The 14,745-nt window shown below is 46.5% G+C and carries 15 protein-coding genes and 1 riboswitch; of the genes, 14 read left to right on the top strand and 1 reads right to left on the bottom strand.

The window, feature by feature from the left end:
• Positions 1-38: 38 nt before the first annotated feature.
• The 3 genes from glmU (at position 39) to thiT (ending at position 3,410) form a co-directional block, all read left to right on the top strand.
• Positions 39-1,412, top strand: a complete 1,374-nt coding sequence (glmU, locus tag IGI72_RS17745) for a bifunctional UDP-N-acetylglucosamine diphosphorylase/glucosamine-1-phosphate N-acetyltransferase GlmU (protein ID WP_005230274.1) — start codon at positions 39-41, stop codon at positions 1,410-1,412.
• A 115-nt stretch (positions 1,413-1,527) separates the two neighbouring features.
• Positions 1,528-2,502, top strand: a complete 975-nt coding sequence (locus tag IGI72_RS17740; RefSeq protein WP_005230276.1) for a ribose-phosphate diphosphokinase — start codon at positions 1,528-1,530, stop codon at positions 2,500-2,502.
• A gap of 181 nt (positions 2,503-2,683) precedes the next feature.
• A riboswitch (TPP riboswitch) is annotated at positions 2,684-2,785 on the top strand.
• 52 nt (positions 2,786-2,837) lie between these two features.
• Positions 2,838-3,410, top strand: a complete 573-nt coding sequence (thiT, locus tag IGI72_RS17735; protein WP_015510621.1) for an energy-coupled thiamine transporter ThiT — start codon at positions 2,838-2,840, stop codon at positions 3,408-3,410.
• A 55-nt stretch (positions 3,411-3,465) separates the two neighbouring features.
• On the opposite strand, the gene IGI72_RS17730 is transcribed toward thiT, so the two are convergent.
• On the bottom strand, positions 3,466-4,254 hold the full coding sequence (locus IGI72_RS17730; RefSeq protein ID WP_005230281.1) for a hypothetical protein: 789 nt from the start codon (positions 4,252-4,254) through the stop codon (positions 3,466-3,468).
• Between the two features lie 231 nt (positions 4,255-4,485).
• Between IGI72_RS17730 and IGI72_RS17725 the strand changes: the two genes are divergently transcribed.
• The 11 genes from IGI72_RS17725 (at position 4,486) to rsmB (ending at position 14,734) form a co-directional block, all read left to right on the top strand.
• Complete coding sequence (locus tag IGI72_RS17725) at positions 4,486-5,202, top strand: class A sortase (protein WP_005230283.1); 717 nt, start codon at positions 4,486-4,488, stop codon at positions 5,200-5,202.
• Between the two features lie 75 nt (positions 5,203-5,277).
• A complete protein-coding gene (locus IGI72_RS17720) occupies positions 5,278-6,942 on the top strand; it encodes a patatin-like phospholipase family protein (RefSeq protein ID WP_438755025.1) in 1,665 nt (554 codons plus the stop codon).
• The gene (locus IGI72_RS17715; RefSeq protein ID WP_005230288.1) at positions 6,935-7,150 is read left to right on the top strand and encodes a YdbC family protein; all 216 of its coding nucleotides are present in this window, start codon (positions 6,935-6,937) and stop codon (positions 7,148-7,150) included. Before IGI72_RS17720 ends, IGI72_RS17715 begins: the two co-directional genes overlap by 8 nt.
• Positions 7,151-7,177: 27 nt before the next feature.
• Positions 7,178-8,062, top strand: coding sequence for a YicC/YloC family endoribonuclease (locus tag IGI72_RS17710; protein WP_438755023.1), 885 nt, complete (start codon positions 7,178-7,180; stop codon positions 8,060-8,062).
• 13 nt (positions 8,063-8,075) lie between these two features.
• On the top strand, positions 8,076-8,357 hold the full coding sequence (locus tag IGI72_RS17705; RefSeq protein WP_005230307.1) for a hypothetical protein: 282 nt from the start codon (positions 8,076-8,078) through the stop codon (positions 8,355-8,357).
• A 124-nt stretch (positions 8,358-8,481) separates the two neighbouring features.
• Positions 8,482-9,096 carry a guanylate kinase gene (gmk, locus tag IGI72_RS17700; protein ID WP_005230308.1) on the top strand — a complete coding sequence of 205 codons (615 nt, stop codon included), beginning with the start codon at positions 8,482-8,484 and terminating at the stop codon, positions 9,094-9,096.
• 5 nt (positions 9,097-9,101) lie between these two features.
• Positions 9,102-9,407, top strand: coding sequence for a DNA-directed RNA polymerase subunit omega (gene rpoZ, locus IGI72_RS17695; protein ID WP_005232977.1), 306 nt, complete (start codon positions 9,102-9,104; stop codon positions 9,405-9,407).
• Between the two features lie 128 nt (positions 9,408-9,535).
• Positions 9,536-11,938, top strand: a complete 2,403-nt coding sequence (priA, locus tag IGI72_RS17690) for a primosomal protein N' (protein ID WP_128432790.1) — start codon at positions 9,536-9,538, stop codon at positions 11,936-11,938.
• Positions 11,939-11,948: 10 nt separating this feature from the next.
• The gene (gene def / locus IGI72_RS17685; protein WP_005230314.1) at positions 11,949-12,440 is read left to right on the top strand and encodes a peptide deformylase; all 492 of its coding nucleotides are present in this window, start codon (positions 11,949-11,951) and stop codon (positions 12,438-12,440) included.
• Positions 12,433-13,386 (top strand): methionyl-tRNA formyltransferase, encoded by a 954-nt coding sequence (fmt, locus tag IGI72_RS17680; RefSeq protein ID WP_010748863.1) that lies wholly within the window; start codon positions 12,433-12,435, stop codon positions 13,384-13,386. Before def ends, fmt begins: the two co-directional genes overlap by 8 nt.
• Positions 13,376-14,734, top strand: a complete 1,359-nt coding sequence (rsmB, locus tag IGI72_RS17675) for a 16S rRNA (cytosine(967)-C(5))-methyltransferase RsmB (RefSeq protein WP_015510616.1) — start codon at positions 13,376-13,378, stop codon at positions 14,732-14,734. Before fmt ends, rsmB begins: the two co-directional genes overlap by 11 nt.
• Positions 14,735-14,745 lie beyond the last annotated feature (11 nt).

Here is a 14,745-nt window from a genome sequence, read left to right as displayed (position 1 = left end):
ATGAACAAAAATCGTTCAGATTGATAGGAGTGGAATACGTGGACGCACGTTTTGCAATAATTTTAGCGGCTGGAAAAGGCACGCGCATGAAATCGAAGTTATATAAAGTGTTACATCCCGTCTGTGGCAAACCAATGGTGGAGCACATCATGAATCGAGTGGTGGAAACAAATCCTGAAGAGATCGTGACGATCGTCGGTCACGGGGCAGAAATGGTCAAAGAGCAACTGGGGGATCGCACCAACTATGCTTTACAAGCCGAACAATTGGGTACGGGCCATGCTGTCGTTCAAGCCGAATCATTTTTAAAAGGCAAAAAAGGGACGACCTTAGTGATCAGTGGGGATACACCGTTATTGACGACGGAAACCTTGAATAACTTGTTCGATTACCACCAAGGGAAAAATGCGTCGGCGACGATCTTAACGGCGCAAGCGGCAGACCCAACAGGCTATGGCCGAATCGTGCGGGATCGTGTCGGTATCGTGGAGAAAATCGTTGAGCAAAAAGATGCGTCGATCGAAGAAGCGCTGATCCAAGAAATCAATACAGGGACGTATTGCTTCGATAATGAATTGTTATTTGACGCCTTGGCAAAATTAGATACGGACAATGCCCAAGGGGAGTACTACTTGACTGATATCATCGAGATCTTAAAGGAAGACGGCAAAATCATCGCTGCTTATCAAACCGAAGATTTTCATGAATCATTAGGAGTCAATGACCGCATCGCCTTAGCCGAAGCCAATCGCTTGATGCGTCAGCGGATCAATCGTCAGCACATGCAAAATGGCGTGACCTTGATCGATCCGGCAACGACTTATATCGACGAAGGTGTTGTGATCGGCTCAGATACTCTGATCGAAGCCGGTGTCACCATCAAAGGGAAGACGACGATCGGAGAAGACTGTGTCATTACGGCAGCTTCTGAAATAGAAGACAGCAAGATCGGCAACCAAGTGACGATCAAGGCATCGACGATCGAGGAGAGCATCATTCATGATGGCGCCGATGTCGGTCCCAATGCCCATCTTCGTCCCCATGCGGAAATTTTGGCCCATGCCCATATCGGGAACTTTGTGGAGGTCAAAAATGCGACGATTGGTGAAGGCACCAAAGTCGGACACTTGTCTTATGTTGGCGATGCGACCTTAGGCAAAAACATCAATGTCGGTTGCGGCGTAGTCTTTGTTAATTATGACGGCAAGAGCAAATTCAAAACGACTGTCGGCGACAATTGCTTTATCGGCTCTGGCTCCAATCTAGTTGCACCATTGACCATCGAAGAGGAAACGATGATCGCTGCTGGCTCAACGATCACCAAAGATATTCCTAAACACAGTATGGCGATTGCCCGCGCCCGTCAGGAAAATAAAGCGGATTACGCGAAAAAGTTGCCTTATCTAAATTAGAAATAGCGAAATGACTTGATTTCTTAAGGAAAAATGACTACTATTTATTAGGAAGAAGATTCTAGTAAAAGGAGTCATTTTTTTCTAGATGAACGCAAAGAAAGTGGAGGTTCTCATGTCAAATCATTATTTTGATCCAAGATTGAAGATTTTTTCTCTGAACTCAAATCGTCCTTTGGCGGAAAAAATCGCAGCTGCAGTAGGTGTTGAATTAGGTAAGTGTTCAGTCAAACAATTTAGCGATGGTGAAATCCAAGTGAATATTGAAGAAAGTATTCGTGGTGCCCACGTCTACGTGATTCAATCAACCAGCAGCCCTGTAAACGATAACTTAATGGAATTGCTGATCATGATCGATGCTTTGAAGCGCGCCAGTGCGAAGACGATCAATGTAGTAATGCCTTATTATGGTTATGCAAGACAAGACCGCAAAGCGCGATCAAGAGAACCAATCACCGCAAAACTTGTAGCAAACATGATCGAAAAAGCCGGTGCGAACCGCATGGTTACACTGGATTTGCATGCCTCACAGATTCAAGGGTTCTTTGATATCCCAGTTGACCACTTGATGGGTGCACCATTGATCGCCAACTACTTCTTGGAAAGAGGCATTCAAGGCGATGACGTCGTCGTCGTTTCACCAGACCACGGGGGCGTGACTCGTGCCCGTAAATTAGCTGAGTTTCTTAAGTCACCAATCGCGATCATCGACAAACGTCGTCCGAAAGCCAACGTAGCAGAAGTCATGAATATCATTGGTCATGTTGAAGGCAAAACTTGTGTCTTGATCGACGATATGATCGATACTGCTGGTACCATCACATTGGCTGCGAATGCGTTGAAACAAGCAGGTGCTAAAAGTGTTTACGCCTCATGTACCCACCCTGTCTTGTCAGGACCTGCCTTGGAACGGATCGAAGATTCTGCCATTGAGCATCTAGTTGTGACAGATTCGATTCACTTGCCAGAAGACCGCAAGTCGAAAAAAATCGATGAGATCAGTGTCGGTGCCTTGATGGGCGAAGCGATCAAACGAATCCATGAGAACAAACCAGTCAGTCCACTGTTTGAATCAAAATTATCAATTTAATCGTGTCTCATAAGCATGAGAACAACAGCCAATGGTCGGTCTTTAGTCGCTCATGGGCTGTTTTTTTCTGAGGAGTTTCAGGATGTTTTTAGAAAAAACGATCGCAGTCATGTTTCTTTTCACCAATTTATGGTATTCTTGAAAGTGACTTGCGAAATGCAAGCAAAAAATAAAATAGAATCTAATCACAAAGGGGAGTCTGCAAAGGCTGAGAATGAGAGTACTCTAAACCCTTCGTACCTGTTTCGATCATGCGAACGTAGGAATTGTGACGAGTTGAAGTGTCCAACACTTCTCCTTTGTGAATTGTGATGATTCTAAAGGAGGAGTTTTTTTTGAAACGAAAAATGTCGCTGCAGGTCTGGACGGAAGGAACGATGATCGCTGCGATTGGGGTCGTCTTGTCGTATATCCCGATCCAGACAGCCAATTCCAGTATCGACTTGTCTCTAGGTCTCGTGCCCTTGGTCTTGTATTCGTATCGTCGCGGAGTGCTGCCGGGAATGACAGCTGGATTTATGTGGGGCTTGCTGAATATTTTGATTGGTAGCGCCATGCGTAACTTTATCACCGTTCCACAGATTATCTTTGAATACCCCTTTGCCTTTGCTTTTGGCGGGATGGGCGGCTTGTTTGCTAATAAAATCCAGCAAGCGATCCGTCAAAACAGCAAAACCGTTACGTGGTATGTCGTCTTAGGGGGCATCGTGGCGGTGATCAGCCGTTGGTTTTGGCATTATTGGGCTGGGGTCTTTGTCTGGGGAATGTACGCACCGCCAGGACAAAGTCCGTATCTGTATTCCTTGATCTTTAATGGATCATCGGTCATTATCAATATCGTTTATGTAGGGGTCGTCCTAGGTCTCTTAGTCAAGGCAGCCCCGAAATTATTTGTCCCGAAAGCTTAGTTTTAGAAATGGAACCATCAAAAAATGTCTTGATGCTCTTTGAGAAAGAGAAGCATCAAGACATTTTTTTGTCGATAAAGCCAAACGCTAGATCTTCTTGGTCGATTTCCAACGACCAGCTTTTTTTGCTGGCTGAATAGCGTAAAACAGCGATTTGATCCAGCTCTTTTTGATTGACCAGCGTGTTTTTTAAGCCAGCATCTTCTGACAGATAGATCGGGATCGTATAGGTTCTGTCGATCAATTGTTCTTGTGTCAGACAAAAGACGATGCCTTCTTGCATGATTCCCCGCAATTCTTTCAGCAAATTAAAATCGAGCTTTTCCACCGGTGTTGCTTTTTTAAAAAAGGAGAGGCGATCATTGATTTTTTCTAAGACGATGCGGGTGATCCGATCCGCCAAGATCCGATAATATTCATCTAAATAGCGATAATAAACGCGGGAACGTGCATCTTTTAAGTCAAAGAAAACAAAGTTATTTTGCAGTTTGTAAAAGAAAGGGGAGTGGAGGTGTGTCTTCATGTGGCCAAAATATAACAACTCGGAGATCTCTAAAGGCGTCAATTCTTTGACCATCTCGTAATCATTAAAATCGATCCACTTCATTTCTTCGGCAACACGACCTTTGTTGATCTGCTGAAAAAACAGTTGGACGTCTTCCATTCCGCGTATCACTTTTAAGCCTGTATGACCGTCGAATTCGCCGAAATCACTGGAAGGATCAAGCAAGAGCAAATTCTTGGGCTGATGGACGATGCTCTTGTTAAAATCTTGGGGGGCAAGCCCGCGGGTCAAGACGGCATTGCTGGTTGTATCAATATGTACGTAAATCGTGTTAGACATGCCGATCGATCCCTCCTATATACTAAGTTCATTCTACAACAAAGCGCTGAAAATTGCTTGTATCTTTTCGTTTAAAGTTATATTACAAAATAACAGAAAAAACAATTTTTAAGTTCCCTTTTTCGACAAAAAAAGGCAAATCTTGTCTTTTCGTAAAAAAACTGGCCAAAATTGGCGTCTTTATGAGGATTTTGGTATGATAAAAGAAGAAACTAATGGAGACGAAAACCTATGAGAAAAAAGAAACGCAGACTTTCGAATTGGCTGAGCAATCTCTTTTTGCTTTTGCTGTTATTGATTGGTTTAGCATTGATTTTTAATAATCAAATCAAAAATTATTTTATTAAACAAACAGGTGAAGCTTACGCAGTCGGCACCATTGATCGCAGTGATGTGGAAAAAAATATGGAAGCGGAAGCGACCTTTGATTTTGATGCCGTGGAGCCGGCGAGTTCAGAAGCAGTCTTACGGGCGCAGCTGAGCAACAAAGCCTTGCCAGTGATCGGCGGCGTGGCGGTTCCTAGTGTGGGGATCAATCTGCCGATTTTTAAAGGCTTGGCCAACGAGGCCTTGCTGTATGGTGCTGGTACGTTAAGTCCCACCCAAAAAATGGGGGAAGGCAATTACGCACTAGCTAGCCATCGCGCTCAATCGCCAGAGCTTTTGTTTACGCCATTGGATGATGTCGCCATCGGAGCGGCTATCTATGTGACCGATCTGGAAAATATTTACACGTATACCGCGACTTCTTCTGTGCGGGTCGACCCGACCGATGTCTATTTGCTTGACGAAGTGGAAGGCCGTAAAATGATCACGCTGATCACTTGTGGGGAAATGGGCGGTGTCACCCGTCGTGTGATCCAAGGTGATCTGGAATCTGTAACGCCTGTCGACGAAGCAACGGATGAGATGCTGGCGGCATTCAACATGGCACAACGAACATTTTAATCAAAAGAATAGCTCGAGTGGTACGGCAGCTGGCGTGTCATTCGTCTATTCTTTTTTGCTTGAGGAGGCGTCTTGATGAAAGTGAAAAAACTGACTTCGATCGATTTTCTTGCACAAAGGGCAGCGTTTCAAGAAAGCCGACTCGTCTTTTCCTTTTTTGAGTCGCATTCAAAAGCGCGACGAGCCTTTCTAGCCGATATAGCGCAGCAGGGCTGGCAGATCGACAGCCGTTACGGACGTTTTTACCTTGCTGGGCAGTTTGATTTTGACCAAAAGACACTGACTATCACCAATCTGCTGGTGGAAGCGGCCGCCGATTTTACTTGGAAACAACTGCTAGCCGTGACAGAAAGCTTTGCTCGCAGTCGTTTTGTAGCAGCTGTCTTGTGGCAGCTTCCTCATCGAACCCCCTTGGCTGAGTGGTTTATCCAGCAAGGGTATCAGGTGGTCCCTCAAGGGTATCAAAAAGCGCTAGCTTATCAGACGGCGCTGGTTTTAGGCGGTGGCGGTGCTCACGGGGCGTATCAAATCGGTGTTTGGCAAGCGCTGCAAGAACGGGGCATCACCTTTAAATGGATCACGGGAACTTCCGTCGGTGCCTTGAATGGCGCCTTGATTTTAATGAACGATGTGGAAGCGGCCGTCGATTTATGGGCAAATATCTCTAACGAGCAAGTATTGCACTATCCGCTTGCTTCGGTACGTGCCCAAACACTGCGAGATTTGATGAATCAAGCCAATTCGCTGGTCCGTGAAGCGGTCAAAAGCAACGGTGCCAGTACCGAACCCTTGGCAAAGCTTTTGCAAAAGACCTTTGATCAAGAAAAATTCAGCCAAACTGCTTGTCGTTTGCTGATCTGTACGACTCGTCTGCCCGATTTCAAGGAGACGGTTTATGCCTTTGATCCATCCGCAGTAGAGGAAAATCTGCATTGGTTGTTGGCATCCGCTTCATTTTATCCAGCGATGCAGGCGCAAAAAATTAACGACGCCTATTACATCGATGGCGGCTATCGCAACAACCTGCCCATCGATGTCGCTGTCCAGCAAGGGGCAACGGAATGTATCACCGTGGATGTCCAAGGACCTGGCATCAATAAAAGGACGGTTTTGACGGAAGAAACTGCGCAGCTTTCGTTGGGGTCTCCTTGGTCCTTAGGCAGCTTTTTGGTTTTTGATGCCCAGCGTTCGCTGGATAATATGACCTTAGGCTATTTGGAAACCTTGAAAGTGTTCGGCAAATACCAAGGCCATTGGTATACCTTTGAAACGACGGTTGATTTTCAGCCGTTATGGCGGGGCTTTTTGAAAGAGCTGCGCCAGACAGACCCGCTGCTTTATCAGGAACTAAAGAAAAAAGAATTTTGGAAAAAAATGCGTAAATTCTATCAACAGGATGTGCCATTTGAGCAGTGGGGGCGTATACTGATAGAGTGTACCGCGAAAGTATTGTATCTAGCGCCTACAGTGATTTATGAGGAGGAAACGATTCTAACGGCTTTAGCTGAAAAAATTGCGCTAAAGGCAGTGGAAGAAGCCGATGTCTGGTCGATCACCGAGTGGCTGAGCTATTATCGCGACCGTTTTTTTGTCTTGTCCGAGCAAAACCGCTTTTTCTTTTTTTATCGGACGCAGCAATTGAATCTGCCCGCCCTTCAGCAGATTCGTCGGCGTTACCCGCTGACTGCTTTAATGGCAGCGTATAGTCACTATCTTTTGAAAGGAGCAGAAAATGGATAAATTTTCGTATGAAATCGTTGAAGAGATCGCCGTGCTTTCGGAAAATCAAAGAGGCTGGCGCAAAGAATTGAATTTGGTGAGCTGGAATGGGCGCCCGCCAAAATTTGATCTGAGAGATTGGGGCCCAGAGCACGAGAAGATGGGCAAAGGCGTGACCTTATCCAATGAAGAATTTGCAGAACTTAAAAAAGCCCTGCTTTCCATGTAAGAAAGCAAAACGGTGAGGAGTGATCAAATGAAAAGTATGACTGGTTTTGGCAAAGGCAGTGCAGAAACGCCAGATGTGCAGATCGAAATTGAGATCAAAAGTGTCAATCAGCGCTTTTTGGACCTGCAGCTGCGAATGCCCAAACAATTGAATCCTCTAGAAGGTGCTTTACGGCAGTCGATCAAGCAGACCCTCCAGCGAGGACGAATCGAATTGTATGTGACGTTAAAAGAAAAAACCACAAATATGAAACAGATCGAGATCCAATGGGACTTGCTGGAACGTTTCATGCAGGAAATCGATACCGAAGCCAAAGACCGTTTTGACCTAGCAGAGCTGCCAAAAGCAGCATTGCTAGAACAATTCCTGCTCCATGAGGCCTTTCTAACGATCTCTGATCAAGAGCCAGAAGAAAGCACCTTGGCCGATGGCGTGATGGAAGCATTAGATCAAGCGCTGGCAGCGATCGATCAAAGCCGCTGGGTGGAAGGGCAAGGTATTCTGCAGATCTTGCAAGAAAACCAGCGACAGCTGCAGGAAAAGCTGACAGAACTCAAACAATTCGTGGCCCTCTATGAGGCGGACTACCAAGAACGCTTTGAAAAGAAACTGACTGCTTATTTAGGGGAAGAAGTCGATCGCGATCGTTTACTGACAGAGTTGGCGATTTTATTAGAACGCGGCGATATCCACGAAGAACTGGATCGTTTAAGTATCCATTTAACGACGATGACGGAGCTGCTGGCAGCTGAGACACCGATAGGTCGAGAGCTGGATTTCTTGATCCAAGAGATGAACCGAGAAGTCAATACGATTGGCTCAAAATCAAGTCCGATCCAAATCAAAAACAGTGTCGTCCAAATGAAGACGATCATTGAAAAAATCAGAGAACAAGTTCAAAACATCGAGTAGGAGGAATGAACCAATGAAATATTACGATATCACCTTTCACGAACTAAGCGGAAAAAATGTCATTAAGCGCAGTATTCCTTCTGACAAAGAGAATTTCTCTGCGTGGGAAGATGCTTGCGTAGCCATCGAGCCAGATTTTCTCCATCTATTAGTTGATGGCGTAGCTGTTTCTTTAAATCGTCGGTACATCGTACGTATCGATTGCCAAGAAGTGACGGATCCTACTGAAAAAGCGATCACCGCTAAAGACGAATTGGCAGGGGTCATCAATACCTTAAGCAACATGGGCTTTTAAGAAAGCGGCCAAAGTGTAGACTAGCAATTTCATGAAATTCCCATTATAATAAAGTAGTTCTTGAAAGTTGCTGAAAAAAAGTGCAAAATAGACGTTAAGCAAATGTCAGTGAAAGGACGTCATTATGTCAGAGCGAGGATTACTTATAGTTTTATCAGGACCTTCCGGAGTAGGGAAAGGGACCGTGCGCAAAGCAATTTTTGAGAGTGACGACAACGATTTTCAATATTCCGTTTCAATGACCACTCGTCAAAAACGCGAGGGGGAAGTGGAAGGGGTCGATTACTATTTCCGCACGCGTGAAGAATTTGAAGCCTTGATCGAAGCCGGTGAAATGCTGGAATACGCCGAATATGTCGGCAATTATTATGGAACCCCATTATCTTATGTCCAACAGACACTGGATCAAGGAAAAGATGTGTTTTTAGAGATCGAAGTGCAAGGGGCAAAACAAGTAAAAGACAAAGTTCCCGATGGTGTGTTTATTTTTCTGACGCCACCTGATCTGGCAGAATTACGCTCTCGTATTACAGGAAGAGGAACCGACTCTGCCGAAGTGATCGATGAACGGATGCGTGTCGCCCGTGAAGAAATCGAAATGATGGCTTTGTATGATTATGCCGTTGTCAATGATGAAGTACCTAAGGCAGTCCAACGAATTCGCGAAATTATTTCGAGTGAACATTTTCGCGTTGACCGAGTGATCGGAACCTATATCAAAATGTTAGAGGAGCTGTAAGAAATATGATGTTAAAACCTTCAATCGATTCTTTGTTGGATCGTGTCAATTCAAAATATTCATTAGTGATCTTAGCAAGCAAACGGGCGCATGAACTTGATGCCGGTGCGCAAGCAACACTAGAAAACTTTGATTCAGTGAAAAGCGTGGGTCAAGCACTTGAAGAAATCGAAGCGGAATTAGTCGTTAATGATCCGCATCCAGAAATCAAGCGTGCCCGCTTGAAAATGGAACAAGAAGAGCGCAAAGCGCAAAAAGACCAAGAACAAAAAGAATTAGAAGCGCGTATCCGCGACGAACAAAAGCTATAGACAAAAGCAAGCTAGAGCACGCCTGTGTTCTGGCTTTTTCTTTTGAATGATGATGGTTAAATTTTTGTAAGGGGTACAGACAAACCCCCACCCATTTAGTAAAATAGAACCTAAAAGGAGGAGAAGAAATGGCGTACATAGCAGAAGTGATCGTGGATGTTCCCACGATGCAGACCGATCAGCCTTTTACCTATCTGATCCCATCAGAATTACAAGCCGCCATTGAGACAGGAATGCGGGTCGAAGTGCCATTTGGCAAGGGCGACCGCCATATCCAAGGGTTCGTCGTCGGCCTTTCAGAAGTTGCCGAACCGCAGCAGACCTTAAAACCAATCGTTCGTTTGTTGGATTTGTCGCCTGTCGTCAATGAAGAACTTCTCCAATTAGCCGACTACATGAAGGAAACGACCTTTGCCTTTAAGATCACTTGCTTGCAGACGATGCTGCCTAGTGTGATGAAAGCCGAGTACCAAAAGCAGATCGTTTTACTGGAAGGAAATCATCCCATCAAAGAATATTTTCCCGAAAACGGCATCCTCAGCTGGCAAGACGCCGAAAGTGCCGGGCTGTTGCCGCAGTTGAAGCCTTTGCGGGAAGCCGCAGTAGTTGAATTGCAGTATCTCGTGAAAAATAAAAACAAAGCGAAAATGACCCGTTACATTGAACGCAAGATCGATCCAGCAGAAATCCCCGCCGTCCAGCAACAGCTGCGCAAAGGGTCCAAACGCAAGCTGGAAATCTTACAGATTTTGACAGAGGAAGCCCGCTTGCCGGTTTCCTTTTTTACCGAACAAGGGATTTCCACCGCGGCTTTGAACCAAGCGCAAGAAGCTGGTTGGCTGACCTTTACGGAAGTTGAAGCCTACCGTGATCCTTACAAAGACCGTCAATTTCAAAAAACGGTCCCGCTTGAATTAAATGAAGAACAGGCAGCTGCAGTAGCGCAAATCACTGCTTGTGCGGATAACCAAGAGGCGCAGACTTTTTTACTGGAAGGGATCACCGGCAGTGGAAAAACAGAAGTCTATCTGCAAGCGATCGCCCAATTGCTGAAACAAGGCAAAACCGCGATCATGCTCGTGCCAGAGATCGCGTTGACTCCGCAAATGGTCGAACGCTTTAAAAGCCGTCTAGGCGACGCAGTGGCTGTTTTACACAGCGGCTTGTCCCAAGGTGAAAAATACGATGAATGGCGTAAGATCGAACGTGGGGAGGCGCAGGTGGTGGTTGGCGCCCGCTCGGCGATTTTTGCTCCGTTGAAAAACATCGGGGTCATCATCGTCGATGAGGAGCACGAAGCCTCCTATAAGCAAGATGAAGCCCCTCGTTACCATGCGAGAGATTTAGCGATTTGGCGCAGCCAGTACCATCACTGTCCAGTGGTGTTAGGCAGTGCGACGCCGTCATTGGAATCTCGTGCCCGGGCGCAAAAAGAAGTCTACCGCTTATTGAAATTGAATCAGCGGGCAAAAACCAGTGCGCAATTACCGCAGATCGAAGTCGTGGATATGCGTACCGAATTTGCCAATAAAAAGTATCAAACCTTTTCTCGTCCGTTACAGGAAAAAATTACAGACCGCTTGGCCCGCAAAGAACAGATCGTCTTGCTGCTGAATCGGCGCGGCTACTCTTCCTTCGTGATGTGCCGCGATTGCGGGTATGTTTTGCCTTGCCCAAATTGCGACATCTCCTTGACGCTGCATATGGATACCAAAACGATGCGCTGTCATTATTGCGGACATGAAGAACACATCCCCCATCGTTGCCCCAACTGCAATGCAGACAAGATTCGGTATTACGGAACGGGCACGCAAAAAGTGGAAGAAGAGTTGAAAGAACTGTTTCCCGAAGCGCGGGTCTTACGGATGGATGTCGATACCACCCGCAAAAAAGGCGCCCATGAAAAAATCTTGACCTTGTTTGGGGAGAAAAAAGCGGATATTTTGTTAGGGACTCAAATGATCGCCAAAGGCTTGGATTTCCCTGATATCACACTGGTAGGGGTCTTGAATGCCGATACAGCCTTGAATTTGCCAGATTTTCGTTCAAGTGAACGGACGTTCCAGCTGTTGACTCAGGTCAGTGGTCGAGCAGGTCGGGCGGAAAAAACCGGCGAAGTGGTGATCCAAACATTCAACCCTGAGCACTACGCTATCCAATTGGCGCAGTCGCAAGATTACGAAGATTTCTATCAAAAAGAGATGTGGATGCGGCACCAAAGCGGCTATCCACCGTATTATTTCACCGTCAAAATCACCTGCAGTCATCCCGAAGAGCAAGTCGCAGCTCAGAAGATGTTTGCGATCGCGCGGGATCTGCAGCAGGAGCTGTCACCGCAGAGTATTTTGTTGGGGCCGGCACCCAGTGCGATTTTGCGGGTGAAAAACCGTTATTACTACCAATTGATCATTAAATACAAAAATGAACCGCAGCTACCTGCTTTGTTGACCCGTCTGTTGGATCAAAGTCAAATCGATCAGCGCAAAGGATTGTACGTGTCGATTGACCAAGAGCCGTTGAATTTTATTTAGAGGAGAAAATATGCGTTATCCTATTATTATCACCCCCGATGAACGTCTTCGTCGGCAAGCAAAACCCGTCAAAGTTATTACCGATGAGCTCGTTCAGCTACTAGACGACCTTTATGAAACGATGGTCGCTCATGACGGGATCGGTATTGCCGCACCGCAAGTCGGCAAAAACCTGCAAGTGGCGATCGTGGAAGTCGAAGAAGACGACCGCTTTGAAATGATCAACCCTGAGATCATCGCTTCTTCTGGTGAATCCCTTGATGTGGAAGGCTGCTTGAGTATTCCCCACACCTTTGGGACCGTCAAACGAGCAGACGAGATCACTGTCCGCTATTTCGACCGAGAAGGAGAGGAAATGGAAGTGGAAGCATTCGGCTACTTGGCGCGTGCGATGCAGCATGAGATCGATCATTTAAATGGCGTGCTGTTTGTCGACAAGCTCGTCGAACGCATTCCTGAAGAAGACTTAGAAAAGTATATGGAGGAACATGAAAATGACTAAAATCGTCTTTATGGGTACCCCGGCGTTTTCCGTCCCAATTTTAGAAGGCTTGCTTGAAGCTGGCTATGAAGTGGCAGCAGTCGTGACCCAGCCGGATCGTCCCGTCGGTCGCAAAAAAACCATCACTCCGACCCCCGTTAAAGAAGCGGCGATGAAGCATGGCTTGTTGGTTTTACAACCAGAAAAAATCAGTGGGTCACCAGAAATGGAGCAGATTCAAGCTTTAGCACCTGATCTGCTGATCACGGCAGCTTTCGGCCAGTTTTTACCTAGTGCTTTACTAGAAGTACCAAAGCATGGCGCTATCAACGTTCATGCATCCCTACTACCGAAATACCGTGGCGGGGCTCCTGTGCATTATGCCATCATGGAAGGGGAGCAAGAAACGGGTGTAACCATCATGGAAATGATCAAAAAAATGGATGCTGGCGGTATTTTTGCTCAAGCTCGTTTGCCGATCACGGCCCAAGATGATGTGGGGACGATGTTTGATAAGTTGAGCCTATTAGGCAAAGACTTGCTGCTGGAAACTGTGCCGAAAATCTTGTCGGGAGAGCTGCAGCCTGTCCCGCAAGAAGAAGCAAAAGTCACCTTTTCACCAAATATCAGCCGTGAACAAGAAGCCATCGACTGGCAGAAAACGGCGGTGCAAATCGATGCCCAAGTCCGAGGCATGCGACCATGGCCGATCGCCTTTACGACACAAAATGGCAACCGCTGGAAACTTTGGCAAGTAACACCGCTGGAGCAAACGACGACAGCCCAGCCAGGAACGATCATTGAACGGACGAAAAAAACGTTGCTGATCGCTTGTGGGGAAGGCACGGTATTGGCTATCGATGAATTGCAGCCAGCTGGAAAAGGCCGACAAGACATTGCTGCATTCTTAAACGGCAGTGGACAACAGATTCAAAAAGGGGATCAGGTAGGTACCTATGAAGCGTAATCTTGGAGACATACAATATACAGTGCGTTTTGTGGCACTAGAAGCGTTGTTGCGAATCGAAAAAGGCGGCGCTTATTCCAATCTACTGCTGCGGGAATTGATGAATCAAGGGCGTTTAAATGACAAAGACGGTCGCTTGCTGACTGAATTGGTGTACGGCACCATCAGTCGTCAGCTTTTATTGGATTATTATTTGGATCGGTTTATTAAAAATGCCCGCAAAGTCGACCCGTGGGTCAAAACGCTGCTGCGGCTTTCCTTGTATCAGATGCTGTATCTCGATAAAGTACCCGCCCATGCCATCATTCATGAAGCCGTGGATATTGCGAAAGCCAAAGGCAATCCGGGAACTGGAAAATTCGTCAATGGCGTCCTGCGCACGATCCAACGACAAGGAGTGCCAGACTTGGCATTGATCAAAGACCCAATGGAACGTTTAGCAACGGAAATCAGTTTGCCCCTGTGGCTAACGAAGAAACTAGTCAAACAAATTGGGATCGAAGAAACCAGTGAGCTGGGCTATGCCCTATTTGAACCCAATCATGCCAGTGGTCGTATCGATCTGCAGCGCATCTCGCAAGCAGCAGCGATCGAACGGCTACAAGAAGAAGGCATCGACGCACGACCAAGTGAGCTTTCCCCCTATGGGGTTGTGGCTGACAAAGGCTTTATGGCGGGCTCGTCCCTCTACAAAGAAGGTTTACTGACGATCCAAGATGAAAGTTCGATGCTGGTTGCCCCCGTTTTACAAGTAGCCCGAGACCATCAAGTACTGGATGCCTGCGCAGCACCAGGAGGCAAAACGACCCATATCGCTGCCTTCTTGTCTGCCGCAGAGGGCGGTAAAGTGACAGCATTGGATATCCATGCCCATAAGGTTAAGCTGATTCAGCAAAATGCCCAACGTTTAGGCGTCGAAGCAGTTGTGGAGACCCGCGTGATGGATGCGCGGGAGACGGCTCAAACCTTTGCACCCGAACAATTTGATCGCATCTTAGTGGATGCCCCTTGTTCTGGATTAGGGTTGATGCGCCGTAAACCGGACATCAAATACAGCAAGACGGAAGCCGATTTCCAACGCTTGCCGCAGATTCAGCGAGAGATTTTGGAAAGTGCCGCCCCAACCCTGAAAAAATCGGGTATAATGGTCTACAGCACATGCACGATTCTAGCGGAAGAAAATCAACAAGTCGTGGCAGCGTTTCTCGCTGACCATCCTGAATTTGAGCAAATGCCTCTTGCGGTAGGACCGCTGGCAGCCGAAGCGGTTCAAGAGGATATGTTGACGATCTATCCGCAAGATTTTATGACAGATGGCTTTTTTATCAGTTGTCTACGCAAAAAGTAACGAGGTGAAAG

The sequence above is a fragment of the Enterococcus sp. DIV1059_2 genome, assembly GCF_051713685.1.
In the GTDB taxonomy this organism is placed as follows: Bacteria; Bacillota; Bacilli; order Lactobacillales; family Enterococcaceae; genus Enterococcus_D; species Enterococcus_D casseliflavus.
The sequence above is the reverse complement of the archived record's forward strand: the minus strand, read 5'-3'. Positions and strand labels throughout refer to the sequence as shown.